The following is a 21,046-nucleotide window of genomic DNA, read 5'->3' on the forward strand; positions in this document are numbered from 1 at the left end:
CTTTGTCCTTATTCTGCTAATAAACCGAGTGCTTTCGCGTGGGCGATCACTTGGTCAACTTTTTGAGGTGCTGACCCTAAATAGTTAATTGGATCTAACCATGCGTCGAGTTCTTGCTCAGAAATTAATCCAGCTAATTGTTCATTGGCTTGCAAAACAGCTTTGAATGAACGTTGTTCCTCGTAGGATTGCATCGCACATTCATACACAATATGGTGCGCCGTTTGTTTGCCGATTTTGGTGCCTAATTCGAACATCACTTTTTCAGATAGTAACAAGCCGCCTTGTAGGTCAAGGTTACGGCGCATTTGTTTTTCGTTGACGGTGACGCCCTCGATAACAGCAATGGCATTTTTCAGCTGCGCTGACAGGTAAATACAAATCTCAGGTAACGCTATCCATTCTGCGCGCCAACTCATGGCGTCCCTTTCATGCTCAACATGCATGGATTCATAAATGAGGGAAACGCTCTTTAAAAGAGGATGGGTCAAACTTGCCAAACCCTCTAAAGCCGCAGGATTACGCTTATGAGGCATGGTTGTGGAACCAATTTTCCCCGCAGAGAATGGCTCTTCGATTTCATTAATTTCAGTGCGCATCAGGTTGTATAATTCGTTCCCGATTTTGCCGAGAGTGCCACTGATTAATGCACAAACAGAAGCGAATTCACTGAATCGATCTCGCGCAGATTGCCACCCGATAGTCGGGGTGCTTAACCCTAAAATATCCAATGTGCGTTTTTCGACAGCAGGCCCTTTATCGCCAAATGCCGCGTAAGTACAGATAGCGCCACTGATATTTCCAGTTAATACCCGTGATTTAATTTCATTCAAGCGTTGGCTATGGCGCAAAAATTCATCTAACCAAACGGCGACTTTAAAACCAAAGGTCGTTGGAAGTGCTTGCATCCCATGGGTTCTGCCAACCATTGGTGTGTTTTGATAGCGTTTTGCACTATTTGCTAGTGCGATAACTAATGCTTTGGCATCACGCTCAATGATGTTAAATGCACTATTTAGCTGCAACATGGTGGCGGTATCCACGATATCTTGCGTGGTTGCACCATAATGAATGTACTCACCTGCTTCACCACATTGCTTTTGCAATGCTATCAAGGTTGGCATTAACGAATGCTTCATTTGCGCGCCTTGGCTCGCAATTTCTTCAATATTCAGTTTATCTGCATCTGCGTGCTGCTCGATATATTGTGCGGCTTGGGTTGGGATCAAACCTAGTTCACCTTCTGCTTTCGCGAGTGCTACTTCAACGGCAACTTGGCTTTTTAGTCGATTATGTTCCGACCAAACATGGCGCATTTCCTCTGTGCCAAAGTTATTACCAATTAATATAAAGTCGATAAGATGTGAGGCCATTTTGTTCTGCCTTATAACTGAATTTATTTAACAAGATGATTTTTTCATAAAATATCATTGCGGTTATAAAACGATAAGAATTAAAAAATATAAGTTATATTCAACAGGGGATTATTAAATGCTTTCAGATATTGAAATGTTATTTTTTGAAACGTGATTTTTAGATAAATCTATTATTTATCATGGTGTAATGGTTTTTTTGAAGTGTTCAATAGTGTTTCTAACCAAAAACTATTTGATGAATGAAATACAAATTCACTCAATGATAAAATAGATATATAACTATTTTTATTTTCGTATAATTAATTATTATAAGTTTTAATTTCATTATTTTAGTGTATTAAATTCGTTATTGAATAAGTGAGGGTAAATATCTTCAATTTTCATCTTATAATTAAATTAAATAACTCAGTTTTTTTTATTCTTTCTCACTTTAAATCCCTCTTCATAGAGTAGAGCTAATGTAATTCGTGCAGCAATCATATGAAAAGGGATAAAGAATGAGTAAACGAGACATCTATTTTGAAAAGCCAAACGCCAGTATTTTAACGGCGGCGACCGTTGCGTTAAGTTTATTCGCGACATCCTCAAGCTTTGCTGCATCAGAAACACCTGTGAGTGGTGGAACATTAACGGTGGGGTTAGGTAGTGACACGCCGATTATAGACCCATCATTGACGGCGTATTCAGTTGCCGCTGTGGTATCGCGTAATGTGCTAGATTCATTAGTTGGGCAAGCGGAGGATAATCGCTTTACGCCATGGCTTGCTGAAAGTTGGGAAATTAATGATAACAATAAAGAGTATGTGTTCCATTTACGTAAAGACGTCACATTTAGTGATGGCACACCACTAAATGCGCAAGCAGTTAAATATAATTTTGAGCGGATCTTAGACCCTAAAACTATTTCTCATTATTCGAAATCACTATTAGGCCCGATTAAATCGATAACTACACCAGATGAGTACACCGTTGTTATTCGCTATGAAGAATCATTTGCACCGTTGCTGCAAGGTTTGAGCTTGCCTTATCTGGGTATTCAATCACCCACCTATTTGAAAAATACCCCAAATACTAGCTTCACGTTAGTGGGCTCTGGGCCATTTCTTTTAGATTCATTTGTTAAGGGAAGTGGCAGCAAGTTAACCAAGCGCGCTGACTATAATTGGGGGCCTGGTTATGCAAACCATACAGGCCCTGCGTATTTAGATCATATCGAGTTTAAATATTTACCTGAAGCATCTGTTCGTTTAGGGGCATTAAATAGTGGGCAAATTCAAGCAATTGATGCCGTTCCGCCAGTAAATTTCAAGCAAGTGAAAAGCAACCCTAAATTGAATGTGATCACTCATGAAAACCCAGGCGTTAACCGCGTATTGTATTTGAATACTGGGAAAGGTGTCTTTTCAGATGTGAAATTGCGTAAGGCTTTCCAAAGTGCGGTTGACCCAGCTGTCGCGGTGAATGCTGCTTTCTTCGGTTCACTACGTGCCGCCGATAATGTGTTGGGGCCCGCCACGCTGTATTACGACCCATCAGTGCGTAATTTATGGGGCTATGACCTAGAAAAAGCTGGGCGTTTGTTGGATGAAGCGGGTTGGAATCAGCGAGATAAAGACGGATACCGAACAAAAGATGGCCAGCAATTGCTTGTTCGCTTTACTTATGTTCCAACTAACGTCGAAGCCGCAGATGTCACTTTGTTCCAAGCTGTTCAGCAGCAAGTCAAAAAAGCGGGCTTTAACCTCCAGTTTGACCCTGTGGATGCAGGTGTATTTGATGAGCGAACCGCTTCAAGTAGCTATGATATCGCATCAAATTTCTTTGTTCGTCCTGAGCCTGACATTTTACGTACCGTGTTTCATTCTGCGTTTACGCCACCACAAGGCAATAACCACGCTCGTGTGAATACATTAGATAAGCAATTGTCAGAGGCGGTAGGGACGAATGATAAAGAGCGTGAGCGCTTATATCATGAAATCCAGCAGCAAATTATTGATCAGGCTTATGTTGTACCACTTTACATCCCAGCGTATCAGTTGGGCGTATCTAAACAAGTCCAAGGTATTAACTGGGCGACTAATGCGAAACCGAATTTCTATGATGCTTGGATTAAACCGTAATTTCCGGTTATTTAGCCATCGCATATTGATGATCGTTGCCGTGCTTTGGGGGGCGGCAACCCTCTCATTTACGGTGGTGAAATTTATACCGGGCGACCCCGTTAGCGTGATAACGGGCGGGGAAGGCGTGGTTGATGATGCTGTCAGGGCAGAGATTATTCAGCAATTTGGGCTGGATAAACCAGTGTGGCAGCAATACATCAATTACACAGGGCATGCATTGACGGGGGATTTAGGCCAAAGTTATCTGTATCGGCAACCTGTTATTTCTGTGATTGGCAATGGGCTAAAAGAGACCTTGCCTTTAGCGTTGGGCGGACTAGGTTTTGCGTTATTGGTTTCGATTATTAATGCCGTTCTAACTGCTGGGCGCCGACATCAAGCGAAAGACCTGATTGTTGGCTTAGAACTCATTTTACTGAGTACGCCGGTGTATTGGATTGGTATTTTACTGCTCAGTATTTTTAGTTTTTCATTGCAGTGGTTTCCTGTAACGGGAAATGATGGCGTGATGTCATTGGTATTACCCGTGATCACATTGAGTTTGCCGTTAATCGCGGTGTTAAGCCAGGTACTGCGTGATGGAATGGAAGAGGCATTAGCCCAACCTTTTGCCACGACAGTTAGGACGCGTGGAGTGAGTGAGCTTATGTTGCGAGCACGTCATGTTTTGCGACACGCAGCATTAGCGATATCAACTTTAACAGGCACATTGTTAGCGTCAGTGTTGGGAGGCTCAGTATTAACGGAGACGGTTTTTGGCCGAGCAGGCATTGGTCAAATTATGTTAGGTGCGATTGAAAACCGGGATATGCCGTTGGTACTTGGGCTTGTTATGTTTTCTGCTTTTTTATTTGTAGTGATTAATTTATTGATTGATGGCCTTTATTTGTTAATCGACCCTCGCTTACGCAAACAGGAGGCTATCTGATGAGTAGTGACGCATTTGGGATCAAGACAATACGACCGCAGGTGATCCCTCAGTTTGTGATGAAATATCATGGCTTATTTCTACCGAGTATGGTGCTGGCGGTGTTGTTGCTCGCGATGTTTTTCCCTGCTTGGTTTACGCACTATGCGCCAGATGAGGTAGATTTAACGGCAATCTTGCAGCCCCCAAGTACAGATCATTGGTTTGGGACAGACCAACTTGGAAGAGATGTATATACACGGGTGGTTTATGGTACTTCGTTATCACTGAGTATCGGTTTAGGAGCGACTCTAATTGCATGTTTAGGCGGGATATTATTAGGAAATGCGGCAGTATTAGCCCCTCGATTTATTCGCACACCACTCGTGCGTTTGCTCGATATCATGTTGGCTTTTCCGGATTTATTGCTTGCGCTATTAGTCATAGCCGTTTTAGGTCGCGGACCTGAGAATACATTACTGGCGGTCGGGGTTGCAGCGATCGCTGGGTATGCGCGCCTAGTCCGTTCACAAGTGTTATTGGTTAAATCATCAGGTTATGTTGAACATGCGATTGCCCTTGGAACGCCATCGTGGCGCATTATTTTTCGACATATTATTCCCAATACACTACGCCCTTTACTCATCTTAGCTACTATTGGTGTTGGTCACGCGGTATTAGCTGCTTCTGCATTGAGTTTTTTAGGTTTGGGTGTCACTCCTCCAACCGCAGAATGGGGAGCTTTGCTTGCCGATGGTCGAAACTATTTAGACAGTGCGCCATGGATAAGCTTAATGCCTGCAACGGTGATTGCATTATCAGTGATCACGATTACATTGACGGGAAGACGCATACAGCGATTGATTGCACGAGGTGAATTTTAATGAACCCTAAAATAACAAAGCCTGGGCAACCTATTTTGCAGGTTGAAGACCTACATGTACGCTTTTTATCCCAAAATACGGATTTTCATGCTGTTGCTGGTGTGTCTTTTACATTGCATGCAGGTGAAATTATCGCATTAGTTGGGGAATCGGGTTCAGGAAAGTCCGTCACAGCACGCACTCTAGTTGGCCTCACGGGGGATAACGCAGAGGTATCAGCCAAACGCTTAGCGTTATTGAGCAAGGACTCAAAAGGGGTAAGTTATGACATTGATTTACGCCATCAAAGCCAATCTCAATGGCGAAAAATACGCGGAAGAGAAATTGGTTTTGTTTTGCAAGATGCTCTGACGTCTTTAGACCCACTGCGTAAAATAGGTCAAGAAATTGCGGAGCCATTGCTGGCTCACCGATTGGTTTCTCGCCGTGAAATTCCACAAAAAGTAAATACGTTACTTAAGATGGTTGGAATACCTGACCCAGCTAATCGCTCACAAATGTACCCCCACGAATTATCGGGCGGATTGCGCCAAAGAGCGTTAATTGCGTCTGCATTGGCTGGTCAACCACGCGTATTAATTGCGGATGAGCCGACGACCGCGTTGGATGCCACTATCCAAAAGCAGATATTGGAAGAGTTCAAATCATTAGCGAACTTAGGGATTGGTATTTTACTCATTACACACGATTTATCAGTGGTTGCCGATATTGCCGATCGCGTGATTGTGATGCAGCACGGGCGGCCACGAGAAAGTGGGGATGTTCATCAAGTGCTTAAGTCTCCCAAAGACCCATATACAATAAAACTATTGTCATCTGTACCTACCCGACATTCACGAGGAACTTGGCTGACAGGGCGCGACCCTTTGGCAAATTGGTCAGTACCCGTGTCTCTATCGCCAGAAGACGCTGAGCCGGATACGGTGCTAGCTGTTGAGCAGGTTTCTCGTGCTTTTCGGTTGCCAAATGGACAGAAATTACAGGCGGTTGATAATATTTCGTTAACCCTGAAAAGGGGGGAAACTTTAGGTATTGTTGGTGAGTCTGGGTCAGGTAAAACGACACTAGGGAAGCTGATTTTAGCACTACAAACACCGGATGATGGCAATATTGAGTTGCTTAACCAGCCATGGAGCATGCTAAAAGAGCGTCAGCGCAGGGTTCTTCGTCCACGTATTCAAACAATAGTGCAAGACCCTTTAAGTTCTTTTGACCCACAACATACGGTTGAACAAGTCTTGTTGCAGCCGCTAGAGCTGCATTCCACTCTTTCCGCTGCGCAGAAACAACAGCGAATGCACGAGCTATTATCTTTAGTTTCGCTTGATAGTCATTTATTGAAACGTAGGCCAGCTTCGCTGTCTGGCGGGCAGCGGCAACGTATTTCGATTGCTCAAGCATTAGCCTGTGAACCCGATATTCTCGTTTGTGATGAGCCAGTATCCGCCCTTGATGTGACAACCCAGGCTCAAGTATTGGACTTATTATTTTCGTTACAGAAAAAACTGGGGCTAGCGATGGTGTTTATCTCCCATGATTTGGGTGTTGTACAGCATATTAGCCATCGTATTGTGATATTGAAGTCCGGAAAAGTTGTGGAAATGGGGAGTGTTGATCAGATTTTTACACAACCTAAGCACCCTTATACTCAGCTGTTATTATCTTCAGTATATTGAGTTGCTTTTCCTAAAGAAGAAAGCGTAAGTGAGAGTGATTTGCTCACTTGATTTTTTGTGCACTCAGCTTAACAGCCACATGCCTAGTCTGTATTGCTAACTCGAATTAGTTTATACTTAAGCTTATTGATAAATGATTATAGCGAACTTATGGCAAAAACTGTTGAGCAAATTGCGAACGACTTAAACCTTTCTGTGACAACGGTTCGGTTAGTTTTAAGTCAAAAAGCGGAGCAATACCGTATTAGCAAAGCGACCCAAGAACGGATCCAGTCTTATGTTGAAACTCATGGGCTGGTGGTTAACTATGCTGCGCGCAGTTTAAAATTAAACAAAACTGACACGCTTGCCCTTGTTGTTCCTCGTTTATCGAACTTATTTTTCTCAACCTTGGCAGAAAAGCTTGAGACGTGTTGCCAAACAGCAGGATATCAGCTAATCATTGCGTGTTCTTATAGTGACCCTAAGCATGAAAAAGAAGTTGTTCGCCGCTTATTAGAGCGCAATGTAGATGGGTTGTTTATTGTTCCTTCCTCTTTAGAAACTCAGCAACATCACCGAAAATTAGCCCGTAAGCGCCCCATTATATTTTTAGACCGAGATTTCGGCGAAATGGATGTCTCTTTGGTTTTAAGTGACAACTATAGCGGTAGTAAGACATTAGTACAGTCGATTAAAAAGACCGTTAATGTCGAACCATTATTTTTTATTGCAGGTGATACCCAACAGCCGTCAATTCAAAGTCGTTTGCAAGGCTATTTAAATGAAATGCCAGAGCGACAAAGCTGGGTTTTGACTGCACGCCATAATCGTAAGGAAGATGGGCAGAGCTTAATGCATGAATTCTTAAAGAAAAATAAGCAACCCCCCTCCGCTTTTATTACTTCGTCATTGCCTATCTTAGAAGGTACCTTGAGCGCGCTTCGTCAAGTTTATGGGTTTATTCCTCAGGAAATTCCGATAGGCACTTTTGATGAAAGTGACATGCTTGGTTTTTTACCAAATGCAGTTTGGTCTATGGGGCAGAATGAAGATGCGTGGGCACAACATGCTTTTCATCTAATGCAAAATAAGCTCCAAGGTGATAAGACAAATGTGAAAATAACGGTGCCAATGACGTTAATTTATCGGCCGTTATCAGTCGCTAGGGATATATAAGAAAGACTGAGCCCTGAGAATAAGGGCTCATTATTCATTAAATGAAGGTGCGTGCCGCGTGGATATATCCTTGTAAACGGGAATGAAGGCAGTCAAGTGCTTGCTTTTGTTCTGCATTCAAGGGAATAAATGGTTCTCTTACAGGGCCTAAATAGGTGACATCTAATCCTGCCAAGTATTTTGTTGATTGAAAAATACCGTTATTGACCATAGTTTCAACAACATCATTGATTTGATGTTGCAGTTTTTGTGCAGTGATAAAGTCCCCTTTTGCAAAACAATGGCGAACCGCGAGAAAGAGCTCAGGTTGAATATTCACGGTTGTTCCCACGGTTGCCGTGGTTCCTGCCGCCAAACTGGAAAGAAAAATTTCATCAAAGCCATTAAAGAAAACTTTTTCAGGGTGTTTATCTACCATACGCTCTAAAGCGTAAAGGTTGTGAGAGGTATGTTTCACTCCCAGTGTTTGTTCATTGCTGAATAACGTCTTCGCTGTTTCGAGATCTAACTCTACCCCTGTAAATTGAGGAATGTTATACAAAATAACAGGCAGTGATGTTTCATCTAAAATACGTTGGTAATAGCGAATGATAGCTTCATTACTGTATTTATAATAGTAAGGGGGAACTAAAGAAACAGCGCTCGCACCCACACTTTCTGCGTGTTTTGCTAATTCGACGGCATCCTGAGTTCTTGGTGCGCCAATGTGACTAATTACAGGCACCTTTCCTTCACTGCTATTGATAATAGTTTCTAGAACTTGTTTTCGTTCATCTAAATGTAAAAGAGGGCCTTCACCAGATGATCCGCAACAATAAAATCCTTCAACACCACGTGCGATCTGGTGCCTCACCAGCGTTTCTAATGCTGCTGTATTGATATCTTCATTGTCATGCATTGGAGTCACAATAGCCGACATAATCCCACGAAATTTAGCCCATTTATCTTGTTGTTGATTTACCATGCTGTCCAACCTCCATCAATGACAAGGTTCGCACCTGTCATATAACAAGATGCGTTTGAAAGCATAAAGACAATAGCGCCATTAAATTCATCAGGATTAGCCATACGGCCAATTGGGATGCGGTCAGTATAATTTTTTTGAAAGCGAGGGTCTTGATCCTGTCGAGCAACACCAGAGAGCGTTAACGTATTCACCCGAATACCTTCTTTTCCCCAATAAGTTGCACAGTAACGAGTAAAATTATAGATACCCGATTTTGCAGCTGCATAGGCAACAGGCTTAATAAAAGGAATGCCAGTATCTTCTTTTTTATAGCTATAGATATCTTGAACAGGTGACACAACACCATAAATCGAGCCAATATTGACAATAGAACCCGTTTTTTTCGCTTTCCTCATGCGTTTTCCAACTTGTTGGGTCATTAAAAAAGTGCCAACTAGGTTTACATCAACCACTTCACGGAAAACGTCTTCTGGGAAATCTTCAAATGGCCCAGAGACTTCAGGCGGTGCGCTTGGTTGAGTGTCGATACCCGCGTTATTCACTAAACCATCGGGTGTTCCCCATAAAGATTCAATTTGATCTAATACACGATTAATACTTGTTTTATCAGTAATATTAACTTCATAACATGCGATGCGAGGGGAGTCTTGCAATGAACCTAATACTTGAGCCAAACGTGCTTGTGTAACGTGGGTCGCTAATACCGCAACATTAGCGCCACGTTCATGAAGGGTCTTGACGTACTGCGCACCAAGTTGCCCTAATCCACCAGTGACAATAATAGTTTTATCTTGTAGCGAAAAAAGTGGGTCAGTCATAACGAGTTCCTTATTCTTTTATTTATTGATGGATAAAATATTGACGAGCATCCCCTGCAATCAACACGTGAATATTTTGCGTCATCGCTTGTGCGGCAAAGGCTTGGACTACATTGCCTAATATATCTTCATCAACATAGGCAATCGATAGGTGGTTACTTTGATGTCCCGCCATTAATGAATCACGAGAGATGCCATCAAGTACAGCATTTAATAATGGCCACTCATAGTTTGTTGCTCGGCGGCGGCGCTCAAATTCAGCATCAGGAAGCTCAACTGCGGTACCTGTTCCAATATGCATAACGACTTGGAGCCCTTCATAATGTGCCCTAGCCCAGATGAAGCGACCTTTTTTTCCTTGCCCTGCGATTGTTGAGCCTCCAAAAGGAAAAAACATTGGCGGTTGGCGATAACCTGTTGCCCCAGCAATACCACCTTTTAGGTGTGCAAACGGAACCGCGCCTGAAATTTCAAAATCCCAGTAAAACGTACCGTCATACTCACTTCCCCAACGAATATCATGTAACGTTGTTTCACTGGGGATATTTAATGATTGTAATAGCTTAGCCATGATGACTTGTGGGATAGCACTACCCATATCAACTTCATTAATACAGGTGATAGGTAAGTTTGGAGCAATAATTTCGCCGTTTTCATCGGGTATAGGAAAGCGAGCTGAATTGCCGATAGCGCCTTCTGCAAAGTCTGAAGCAGCACAACTGTCCTTCAAGCCTTGTTGGTATTGCACCCCAACGGCACTTAAACCAAACCTTTTCGTGAATCGAGCCATCGCAATCATCATGGCACATTGCTCTAATACTTGCTCACGGGTTAATTCATTGCTGTGGTTTGTACCAAACTTAAATGTCATTCCTTGAGACTGATACCATGTTAAGCAATCTTCTCGTAGGGATTGCGGTACTTTTTGCATTTCAATTAATAAGGCGGATTGAGATAAGGATTCAATTGGCATCCCTATATCAATCATTGATTTTTGTGGAAAAACACCATTAATCATCCCCATGCAAAAGCTATCAAATAACCCAATGATGGCTTTATCCCGCAACATGGCTTGTCCCATTTCACGACCAATCTTACCTTCAGGGGTTCCCATAACGGCATCAGTTGATTTTAGTGGGTATAAATAATCTAACTTATGATTGAGAAAGCCATCATCAAGCCACGTTTGCAGGCCTTTCATAAAAAAGTCATCAGTAAATGTATCTGACCATAACCGTGAATAATGGCAACCTAAGCTTGTTAAACAACCTGCCATACATAGCATACCAACCAGCCCAGGCCATGTGCCATCGAAGTTGGCTAACAATAAAATGGGACCGCGATGATGAGCTAATGAAGGGGCAATATGGTGTGAATATTGCCATGCTGTTAATAACACAATAACAGGCGCGTCAGGTGCTATTTGCGCAAAAATATCACTTCCTTCTCGCTGGTTACTGATGAACCCATGACCTCTCTCATTATCTACGGGGTGTGCCCGTTTGACTTGGTAACCAAGCTTGTTTAATGCATCTGCTAAACGTTGTTCATACAGAGCTTGAGTCGGCCAGCAGGTCACGTTCGCAGGTTCGCGTAAGTCAGCATTTGTCACCAATAATACTTCATTGGATTGAGTTGTTATTAGTTTTGGATGGGCTGGTGGGGTAAAAGTCAACATAGGAAGCTCTCCTGATGATAGATGCTGTGTTTCTAATTGTGCTAATTCGAGTTAGCAAGTTATTATTATTAGTTGTCTAACTCAATTCGTTTAAATCAAATATGTGACGGAACTCATGATTGGTTTTTTAATTTACTGTAATTAAAGGATTTGTTTTTTTCTTGAAAAGTATGAATTTGTTTTCTTTTTATAAATTGTTAATAATTTGCGCTATTTGTTTTTATTATGTTGACTTTAATTATTAGGTTTAATTTGATTGTCTTCAGTTTTTTTTTCTTGAAATCAACAAAAATATAATGCCACATTAATAAATAAAATATTTTTTATATATTAATCATTATGATAAAAAAGTTTGAAAGATCGCCATCACAAAATTATCAATAATAACTTTGAGCAACCATATCCTTTGCTATTATCAGCTAACTCGAGTTAGCAAATTAATAAAATATTTACATAATATAACTAATGCAAGCATACAGATAATCACTATGTAGAGGATTTGAAAATGACACTACTAACACCCACAACGAGTACGGCTCAGGTACATGAAGAAAGTGAACAAGAAAAAAAGCAACAACGTAAGCTTGTTACCGTTCTTGGTTCAGGATTAGCAGGAACAACCATTGAATTTTATGATTTTTTTATTTATGGCACAGCGGCAGCATTAGTCTTTCCAACATTATTTTTCCCAAACTTATCGCCATTAATGGCATTGATCGTTTCATTTTTAACATTGTCGATTACCTTTGTGAGCCGCCCCATCGGTGCTATCGTTTTTGGTCACTATGGAGACAAAATTGGTCGTAAAAAATCGTTGGTGATTTCATTGATGATCATGGGGATATCCACTTTTTGTATTGGATTAATTCCTTCTTATGACTCAATAGGAAATGCAGCTCCGTTGCTCTTGATTTTTTTGCGTCTTTGCCAAGGTTTTGCCATCGGAGGTGAGTGGGGAGGCGCGACAACACTCATTACGGAATATGCACCGCGACATCGACGTGGTTTTTTTGGGACGTTTGTTCAGTTAGGAAATGTGTTAGGGTTATTTATTGCAACCGGTGTTTTCGCTTTAGTTGTCATGTTGCCTGAGGATGATTTAATGTCCTGGGGCTGGAGAATGCCTTTCTTAGTCAGCATCTTATTATTATTTATTGGGTTATATATCCGCTCAAATATTGAAGAAACCCCTGTTTTTAAAGAAAACCAACGTCAGCAAGAAGCTAGCCAAACGAAAGAACAGAAATATCCAGTATTAACTGTGTTAAAGCATTATCGTAAATCTGTATTTCTGGCTATGGGTATGCGCATGGGGGAAATTGTATTAGGGTGGTTAACCGTGGCATTTTTTATGTCTTACGTGACTCGCGAATTAGATTTCACGCGTGAAACAGCATTAAACGGTTTATTGCTAGCGAGTTTCTGTGGCATTTTTACCTTCCCATTCTTTGGTTGGTTATCGGATAAAATCGGTCGCCGGCCTGTTTATTTAGCGGGTGCTACAATTACTTTTATCTTTGCTTTTCCTTTATTTTGGATGATTGATAGCGGCTCCGTTAAAATGTTTATGTTCGCAACCTCTTTTTGCTACTCAGTTGGGTTAGGAATGATGTTTAGCGTACAACCTGCATTTTTCTCTGAACTATTCGATACAAAAGTTAGGTACACCGGTGTGTCTTTAGGTTTCCAACTCGCAAATATTGTCGGTGGGCTTACTCCTATGATTGGTACGCTTTTACTGGTGTGGTCGGGAGGGAATTCATGGCCTATCTCTGCATTTTTAGCTTGCATGGCCTTAGTCACAATTGCTTGTGTTTGTGTGACAAAAGAAACTTATAGCGATGATTTAACAGAAGAAATTAAAAATTAATATTAGAAATAGGTTAATTGTTTCATAAAAATAAACCCTAACGGCGTGGTAAATAGCTATTAGGGTTTATTGGTATCACTTGTTCAAATATTTAGCAGGGAAATTACAAACCACAATAGCGGCAGTAATATTTATTACTCTTCTTCTACATAGAGCCTTTCTTTTCGACTCGGTACATGCTCAAAAATTACAGGTATAATCCCCCCATTATCTCACTGACAATTTAATTGATGCGGAAATAGAAATGGCAAAACTCACCTTACAAGAACAGATGCTACAAGCAGGGTTAGTCACCAGTAAAAAAATGGCAAAAGTTCAAAGAACCGCGAAAAAATCACGGGTACAAGCGCGTGAAGCGAGAGAAGCCGTAGAAGAAAACAAAAAAGCACAGCTTGAGCGTGACAAGCAGTTGAGTGAACAGCAAAAACAAGTTGCTTTATCGAAAGAATATAAAGCGCAAGTGAAGCAGCTAATCGAAATGAATAAAATTGAGATAGCAAAAGGCGATATTGCGTTTAACTTCACCGACAACAATGTCATTAAACAAGTGATGGTAGATAAAACTACGCAAAAACAACTTATTAGTGGTCGCTTGGCGATTGCGCGTTTGCTCATTGATAACAGTGATGTAAGTGGATACGCAATTATTCCAGCGGTTGTCGCCGATAAAATTACGCAAAGGGATGTGGACAGCATTGTGTTAAATAATGCATTAAGCGAAGAGGCTTTGGATGAAGATGACCCGTATGCGGAGTTCCAGATCCCAGATGATTTGATGTGGTAATACTCGTCATACTTCAAGCTGCAGCGTTGTTGACCGCGTTGATTCGCACTAGTCACATACTTATGTATGCTCCTAGTGTCTCATTCTCTTGTCGCCTAGCTGCAAATACTCGTCATATTTCAAACCGCAGCGTTGTTGTCTGCATTCGGTCACCTTAGTCACATACTTGTGTATGCTCCTAAGGGGCCCTCACTTGACGCCTAGCTGCAATTTGAACTATTTAGAGTATTAAAATTGAATTATGTAGGGTATTAAAAGATAGCTTCAAGTTATACGCCTAGGGGCAACTAAAACGGGCTGTCATAAATCATATGGAGCGGTTTATGGCTAATTGGGTGCATAAAATGCAGTTCACTTGCGTGCAACATTAGCCTTGGCGAGTGTTCTGTTCCGGGTAAGCATTGGCCACCATATAAATCACAGCCTAAAATGGGATGCCCCAAATACTGACAATGAATACGTAGCTGATGGGTGCGCCCTGTTTCAGGGGTGAGCTGCACTCGTGTTAATGGGGCAATTATGCCATCGACCATTTCTTGTTGAACACGCTCAATCACCCAATAACGGGAGCGTGCGGGCTTTCCATTCACTTCGCAAATAGACATTCGAGGAAATAGCGCTGGGTCTTTTGCAATCGGCGTATCAATTATCCCTTCATTATCATCCAAGTGCCCACACAGTAATGCTTGATAAACTTTAGCAACGGTTCGTTGGCTAAACTGCTGGCACAGTGCTGCATTGATGGTTTTATTGAGGGCAATGATCATCAGCCCTGAAGTGCCAAAATCTAAGCGATGGACAAGCGTACAATCCGGAAATAACTTCACCAGTCGATAATGTACTGAATCTAAATTTTGAGGATTCTTTCCCGAAAGACTAAGTAACCCTGAAGGCTTATTGATAATCAGCAAATGTTCGTCTTGATAGAGGATATCAATCTGCTCATGGCAAGGTGGGGCAATAAAGGTATCAATAATCGTAGACATCGAGTTCTCAGGGTAAAGAATGGCAACACATAATAGCTAATTTTTCTCTCCTCGTCGCTTTTGAGATCAGGGAAATTTACTCTCAGCGTAAAACCAAAGGCATGGTCTGAGCCTGCTTTGTGCTTTATACTGCTGCCAGAGAAACTGAGTTCATAAACGATTAATTAGGTGGTAATGCAATGAAAGGAACAATCACAACGTGGTTTGACGATAAAGGCTTCGGATTTATCAAAGATGAAAATGGCGATAACCGTTATTTTCATGTGATTAAGGTTGCTAACCCTGAGCTGATCAAAAAAGGCGCTGAAGTCACCTTTGAACCCACAACCAACAATAAAGGTTTGTCTGCTTTTGCAGTCAAGGTGATCCCTGAGAGCAAGTATATTTTTATTGCAGGTGAGCGTTTAAAACTCACTGCGATTAAATCTTTCCTCGTTTACAGTGAAGAAGTTCCTGCTGATGCGGGTATTGATAAAGCGAATACCGTGTTATCGGTCGGTGCATTGATGAGTAGTATTCGCCCAAAAACGGAAATTAAACCCGGTGATATGCGTTCACTGAAAAAATTAGCCATCACCACACTGCATGGCACGACGTTGACGTTTTCAGAAGATGAAATAGATATTGAAGAGACAGTAAAACGATTGAATTCATGCAAAAATTAGCATTTAGATAGACCTGAAAATTGAGTACTGAAGCGCTATCTTTGATGGCGCTTTTCGTGAGATGCTTTTTAATAAATCCCTTCTTTTATTTCAATATTATAATATTGATTGTTCTTCTAAGTGAATCCACTTACTATCGGTGCTTTGTTTTAAAGGAGCTGATTTCCCTTTTTGGGCTTAAGCGCGTATTCACCTAAATATCAAAAATAAATTTGATTTACGCGTACTCGAAATATGAGTAATGATAAATGTGCCATGTAAAGAGGCTGATAGCCTTACTTTTCCTTAGCCTCTAATTGATTTATTAAGGTGAATTTTTATTTTTTTAGAGATATATATTGAATTTGTTATTGCTGTTAATGAGTAAAACCAAAACTATCTATGTTTATAGTTTATTATTTTACTCATATTATGAGTTCGCATGATTAGAATTAATGTACTTTGTGTCAATTTGTAATTCAATGTAACTTTATGTGTTTTAATCCTTATAGGAGTAATTACTCGCTTGGAATTACACGCAATAATACCTGCCATAAATTAAAATATACTAATAATATTTAATTAATATATTTATCAGGCAGTTAATTATCTATTTCTTATCTTAAATACCCATGATATGCGTATATCAATAAGTTAAAGTGATCAATATTCATCATTTAATAGGCTGCGACTATCAAATTTCGCTATTTGATCGGTATAAACGTTTTTACTCTTATTTCAATGTATTTATTATTAATGAGAATTAAATGTTTAATTAATTATTTTATATTGGAGTGTAGTTAATGAAATCTAATATAATCAGTAGTCATGTTGGTATTTTCTTAAGGCGATCCCGTAAAGAAAGAAATATGACAGGAAAGCAGTTGGCTAAATTAATGAATGTTAGCCAACAACAAATTTCTCGTTATGAAATAGGAACGACATCTATTACGCTAGATCAATTAGAACAATTTTTGAGAATACTGGATAAAAGATGGATAGATGTAATTCGGTTTCTTGAAGATGAATCGGTAGTTGGAATAAAAACAGAAAAAAATGAAAGTAAAAATAAATATCTTTCATGGAAAGGCTATTCTACTAAAAACTTTATAAATAACTTCTAATTATTAGGGTAATCTGAATAAAATAATCAGATTTTCTGATTATTTTATTGATTATATTTTATAAAAAGCACGGTTAAAAGTGTTTTTTATACTATGTAATTATTTTTTGATATAAATTTAAATTAGAGAGAATAATATGTTAAATAAAAAAATGGCATCTGTTTTGCTATCAACAGTTATTGCTGCTTCTTTTGCAACCGTTGCTAATGCCGATACACGTACTGCTCAAGCGACTGCGACTTGGCAAGCAACAGCAATTAAAGATACAACAAGTATGTTAGTTGTTACTCCATTAAAAAGTTTAACGTTTAATTATGCTGAAGGCCAAAAAAGCTTTAACCAGCAAAATGGTGCGTTCGACATTGCAATTCAAGGTCAAGCTGGCGCTACAGATTTTAAATTAGCATCAAAAATTATTGCTAACACATTAGCAAGAACAACTGACGATTCTAAATTAACTGTTGGTGTTAAATGGAATGGCGAAGATCTAAATAAAAATACAGACTTAGTCTTAATTGATACATCAAAAGGTTTAACTTCTGGTTTAGATAACTTAGCTGCTGATGGTATCTACAATGGTTCTGACCGTGCTACAGACCGTGGTGAATTCACCTTTGTTATTGCAAGTGCTGAAGCGGCTGGTGCAGCAACAGACTTTAAAGCATTAACAGACGGTACATGGGATGGTGATGTGAAAGTTCAATTTACCGCAACTTGGGACGGTACTTTTACTCCAGCTCCTTAATTATCCCTTTATTGGATAATTGAATACTACGATAAAGATACTATAAGGAAATAATATCTTTATCGTTATTCCTTTCTTAGAAATTTATGATTATGAAAAAAATAACATTAGCCTTAATTTTATTATCATGGCTCCCATTAAAAAATAGCTTCGCTGTTAATGTGGGGAATATTACTGAGATAATACCATCCGATGAAGACACGATAGCGAAAGAAATTGAAAATACAGTTGATACAGCAAGACTGGTTAATCTAACAATCGAAAAAATTGACTCTCCACTTGAAAATGGAAAGGTTATTCCTGTCAATGATCCTAATGAAATATTATCAACACCAGCTAATTTAATTCTTCCTGGTAAAGCAAAAGATGTTTTTAAAATTATTTATCAGGGGCCAAAGGATGATAAAGAACGTTATTACAGATTGAATTGGAAAGATGACCCTATTGGTGAAAGTGGGGTTACGCAAAGTTCAAAATCTGCATCAGCAACAACATCGGCAACAATTAGTACGATTTTAGTTGTCGCACCAAGAATTGAAAACTTTAATTACCAATATATTAATTCCCAAGTTGCGAATACGGGTAATAGTTCTTTTCGTGTTGTGGCTTCAGGACCTTGTTTAGCAGAAAAACAAAAATATGCAGTGGATGGTGTTTGCCGTGAGCGATATTACCTTATGCCACATTTAGCCGTTAAATTGCAATTTGTCGATCTCTCAAATAAAAAATCAAGCGTAGGTATTTGGCACAAAGGAGAGTTCATTGTTGTCAAATAATGAAGAATGGACTTAAATCATGCGTAAGAGTGCTATTGCTTTATCAATATTGAGTATTATTTTTTCGAATTCGATTAATGCTGATGAAATGAAAAGTATTAAGATTGGCGGATATATTATTCCTCCTGCATTTGTGAGTGCATTGGAGGAAGGAATGTCTGTACCTGTTTTTTTACGTCTGAATGATGAGGCTAAAAAAAGCCAGAGTGAAAGCAAAATTGCGGATGCAGTTATTGTCATTGATCAGGATAAAATTAAATTATCAAGTCTTCATCTCATTGATAATGATCAGGGTGCGAAACTTAATAACTTATTAGTTGAGAAGCTTGAAAGTAAGCAAAATGCCATTTTTAATGAAAATAACGGCATTGTTATTGATAACAATGCCGTTCTTCAATTAAATATCTCTTCATTCAACCTATCATTAGATGTTGATAAAGCCGCTTTTGCAGCAAAAGAGCATGCGAGACAATCTGTCTTAGGAAATTCTTCAGTTAATTCACTTTCAGCCGTCGCCAATTATGATTTAGGTGTGTTTCAGAGCCGGGTCAAAGACGCGAAAGACTCATCAAGTAGCTATTTTAATTTAGATACCTTATTTGCTGCCGCAGAGCATCACTTTAACGTGAATGCTTCGGCTTACAGTATCGGAAAATCGAATTCGAATGTTGAGCTTTACCGTGCAATGTATGAACGCGATTTTAATGGATTCCGCTTTGCGCTCGGTTTAATGAGCACATGGAACCTGCAATCAATTGCCAGTTTAACCGCGCTCAGTAGCAGTAAAATTTATGCCGCTTCCATCGGGAATAATTCATCCAGTATGGTGGTAAACAAACAACAGTCGTTAACGCCCATTTATGCTTTTTTAAATAGCCCTGGGGAAGTGCGTATTTACCGCCAAGGTAAATTATTAAATATTCAAAATTTCCCGATGGGTAATTTTGAAGTTGATACGAGCGTATTGCCTTATGGTATTTATGAAGTCACTATCGAAACGGTTGTTGATGGAAAAGTTGTCACCACGCAGCACCAAACAATTAATAAATCCTTCGGTGCGATAACGGGAAATTACGACAAACTAAATTGGGAAATTTATGGTGGATATATTGATTTCGATAAACGCCATTATGTGAGAGGTGAGGGCTCACATAGTCAAACCCCTGAAAAAAGTTATTTAGCGGGTGTTTCTTTTGCCTATAACTTCCCGGTGTTATCGGGTGTTCGTTTCCAAATGTCCAACTATGGATTTGATAAGTTTGTTGTACAAGAAACCAGCGTTAATGCGTCTTTAAATAACTATATTTCAGTTGCTTGGCAAGGCATGTTAGAAAATCATGGTAGCCATCGCAACATTGCAACGATTTCAGTCAATATCCCTGAGGGGTACGGTTCTTTATGGGCATCTAAAGAAAAGACTGTCGTGACGGGCGATTTACCACTTTATGATGCGGATAGTTATTCTTACGGCGGCACGATTAATTTTGACAAAATCATTGATAGAACAGGCTCGTTTACTATCAGTAATACCAAAGACCGCCGTGTTGGCAGTGACTCAATTAACTATGAATACGCCAATACATTATTCTCTGGTCGTTATGGCACCGTAGGGTTAAGAGCGGGCGTTCAGCGCTATCACTATGATAATCAAAACAGTACCAACGAAAAATACGTGAATCTTGACTTCTCTTTGCCGCTCTCTACTTGGTTAAGTACGGGCGTTTCTTCGACAAACGGGAACGTAAAAGCCAATATTTATGCGAATAAGAATTTTGAAGACTCTGTGATTACCAATGCGGGGGTTTCAGTTTCAAAATTAGTTCGTGATAAAGATAATGGCGAGTCTGATTTTTCAACGCTAGGTTATGCGTCTTACGACACGAAATACAATTCAGGAACTGTGACGATTAACCGGCCTGATAATAACCGACTCAATGGTAACTTAACTTCACGTGGTTCAGTGGCCTACAGTAACGGAATGATCACGCCGAGCGGGCAGCAAGGTAAATCTGGCGTCATTATTAACTCAGATATTAAAGGTAGTGGCAGCATGGTGGCTAAAGTGAATGGCCAAAACTACCCAATTAGCGGAAAAAATACGTTTATTCCATTGTCTCCTTATTCTGACTATGACATCCAATTAATGAATGACGGCAAATCAAAAGACAGTTTTGATATTGTCTCTGGCCGAAATAAATCCGTCACATTATATCCTGGAAATATTGCCCTTTATCAACCCGAAGTCAGGCAATTAGTGACCGTATTTGGGCGTCTGAAATCTCCTAATGGCGAATATATAAAATATGCCTCCATTCGAAACCACATCGGCCGAACAAAAACAGACCAAAATGGTGAGTTTTCCATGGACGTTGATGTTCGATATCCCGTGATATCACTATTACAAGACGACCAACAGACTATTTGCGAAGCCGATTTAAACCTGCAAGGTGCACGCGGTGCATTATGGGTTGGTGAGGTGACTTGTGAGCCTCAAGAAGCATTTGCTAAACGTTAATTATCTCTTTAAAGG

17 protein-coding genes are annotated in these 21,046 nt (G+C 40.0%); 12 read left to right on the forward strand and 5 right to left on the reverse strand.

Features of this window, described 5'->3' with window-relative positions:
- Nucleotides 1-8: 8 nt before the first annotated feature.
- On the reverse strand, nt 9-1,373 hold the full coding sequence (gene purB, locus AC4IFT_RS10430) for an adenylosuccinate lyase (protein WP_490751280.1): 1,365 nt from the start codon (nt 1,371-1,373) through the stop codon (nt 9-11).
- A gap of 500 nt (nt 1,374-1,873) precedes the next feature.
- On the opposite strand from purB, the gene AC4IFT_RS10435 reads away from it, so the two are divergent.
- From AC4IFT_RS10435 to AC4IFT_RS10455, 5 genes are all read left to right on the forward strand, one after another.
- Nucleotides 1,874-3,496 (forward strand): ABC transporter substrate-binding protein, encoded by a 1,623-nt coding sequence (locus tag AC4IFT_RS10435; RefSeq protein WP_490734013.1) that lies wholly within the window; start codon nt 1,874-1,876, stop codon nt 3,494-3,496.
- Nucleotides 3,474-4,427 carry an ABC transporter permease gene (locus AC4IFT_RS10440; protein WP_490751345.1) on the forward strand — a complete coding sequence of 318 codons (954 nt, stop codon included), beginning with the start codon at nt 3,474-3,476 and terminating at the stop codon, nt 4,425-4,427. The genes AC4IFT_RS10435 and AC4IFT_RS10440 overlap by 23 nt, the downstream gene beginning before the upstream one ends.
- A gap of 59 nt (nt 4,428-4,486) precedes the next feature.
- Nucleotides 4,487-5,290: an ABC transporter permease gene (locus AC4IFT_RS10445; protein WP_490734108.1), complete on the forward strand. Its 804-nt coding sequence runs from the start codon at nt 4,487-4,489 to the stop codon at nt 5,288-5,290.
- Nucleotides 5,290-6,966 (forward strand): dipeptide ABC transporter ATP-binding protein, encoded by a 1,677-nt coding sequence (locus AC4IFT_RS10450; RefSeq protein ID WP_490734011.1) that lies wholly within the window; start codon nt 5,290-5,292, stop codon nt 6,964-6,966. Before AC4IFT_RS10445 ends, AC4IFT_RS10450 begins: the two co-directional genes overlap by 1 nt.
- A gap of 150 nt (nt 6,967-7,116) precedes the next feature.
- Nucleotides 7,117-8,124, forward strand: coding sequence for a substrate-binding domain-containing protein (locus AC4IFT_RS10455; protein ID WP_490734009.1), 1,008 nt, complete (start codon nt 7,117-7,119; stop codon nt 8,122-8,124).
- Nucleotides 8,125-8,161: 37 nt separating this feature from the next.
- Here the strand turns inward: AC4IFT_RS10455 and AC4IFT_RS10460 are convergent, their stop codons facing one another.
- Genes AC4IFT_RS10460 through AC4IFT_RS10470 form a run of 3 tightly spaced genes read right to left on the reverse strand, consistent with a single transcriptional unit; the run spans nt 8,162 to nt 11,587 of the window.
- Nucleotides 8,162-9,088 (reverse strand): N-acetylneuraminate lyase, encoded by a 927-nt coding sequence (locus tag AC4IFT_RS10460; protein WP_490734007.1) that lies wholly within the window; start codon nt 9,086-9,088, stop codon nt 8,162-8,164.
- Nucleotides 9,082-9,909, reverse strand: coding sequence for an SDR family oxidoreductase (locus AC4IFT_RS10465; protein ID WP_490751281.1), 828 nt, complete (start codon nt 9,907-9,909; stop codon nt 9,082-9,084). Before AC4IFT_RS10465 ends, AC4IFT_RS10460 begins: the two co-directional genes overlap by 7 nt.
- Before the next feature lie 22 nt (nt 9,910-9,931).
- Complete coding sequence (locus tag AC4IFT_RS10470) at nt 9,932-11,587, reverse strand: signal transduction protein (protein WP_490734003.1); 1,656 nt, start codon at nt 11,585-11,587, stop codon at nt 9,932-9,934.
- Nucleotides 11,588-12,092: 505 nt separating this feature from the next.
- Here AC4IFT_RS10470 and AC4IFT_RS10475 point away from each other — a divergent pair.
- Together AC4IFT_RS10475 and AC4IFT_RS10480 are read left to right on the forward strand one after the other, a co-directional pair.
- Nucleotides 12,093-13,457: an MFS transporter gene (locus AC4IFT_RS10475; RefSeq protein ID WP_490734001.1), complete on the forward strand. Its 1,365-nt coding sequence runs from the start codon at nt 12,093-12,095 to the stop codon at nt 13,455-13,457.
- A 244-nt stretch (nt 13,458-13,701) separates the two neighbouring features.
- The gene (locus AC4IFT_RS10480) at nt 13,702-14,241 is read left to right on the forward strand and encodes a DUF2058 domain-containing protein (protein WP_490733999.1); all 540 of its coding nucleotides are present in this window, start codon (nt 13,702-13,704) and stop codon (nt 14,239-14,241) included.
- 287 nt (nt 14,242-14,528) lie between these two features.
- On the opposite strand, the gene AC4IFT_RS10485 is transcribed toward AC4IFT_RS10480, so the two are convergent.
- Nucleotides 14,529-15,227, reverse strand: a complete 699-nt coding sequence (locus tag AC4IFT_RS10485; protein ID WP_490751282.1) for an RluA family pseudouridine synthase — start codon at nt 15,225-15,227, stop codon at nt 14,529-14,531.
- Nucleotides 15,228-15,406: 179 nt separating this feature from the next.
- Between AC4IFT_RS10485 and AC4IFT_RS10490 the strand changes: the two genes are divergently transcribed.
- The 5 genes from AC4IFT_RS10490 (at nt 15,407) to AC4IFT_RS10510 (ending at nt 21,031) form a co-directional block, all read left to right on the forward strand.
- Nucleotides 15,407-15,892, forward strand: a complete 486-nt coding sequence (locus AC4IFT_RS10490) for a cold-shock protein (protein ID WP_490733995.1) — start codon at nt 15,407-15,409, stop codon at nt 15,890-15,892.
- 782 nt (nt 15,893-16,674) lie between these two features.
- Nucleotides 16,675-16,995 (forward strand): helix-turn-helix domain-containing protein, encoded by a 321-nt coding sequence (locus AC4IFT_RS10495; protein WP_490733993.1) that lies wholly within the window; start codon nt 16,675-16,677, stop codon nt 16,993-16,995.
- A 136-nt stretch (nt 16,996-17,131) separates the two neighbouring features.
- Complete coding sequence (gene ecpA / locus AC4IFT_RS10500; RefSeq protein WP_219245265.1) at nt 17,132-17,740, forward strand: common pilus major fimbrillin subunit EcpA; 609 nt, start codon at nt 17,132-17,134, stop codon at nt 17,738-17,740.
- Nucleotides 17,741-17,832: 92 nt separating this feature from the next.
- Nucleotides 17,833-18,516 carry an EcpB family pilus assembly chaperone gene (locus AC4IFT_RS10505; RefSeq protein WP_206085167.1) on the forward strand — a complete coding sequence of 228 codons (684 nt, stop codon included), beginning with the start codon at nt 17,833-17,835 and terminating at the stop codon, nt 18,514-18,516.
- Between the two features lie 19 nt (nt 18,517-18,535).
- Nucleotides 18,536-21,031, forward strand: a complete 2,496-nt coding sequence (locus tag AC4IFT_RS10510; protein ID WP_490733992.1) for a TcfC E-set like domain-containing protein — start codon at nt 18,536-18,538, stop codon at nt 21,029-21,031.
- Nucleotides 21,032-21,046: the final 15 nt, after the last annotated feature.

This window comes from Providencia sp. UF-183, from assembly GCF_058246155.1.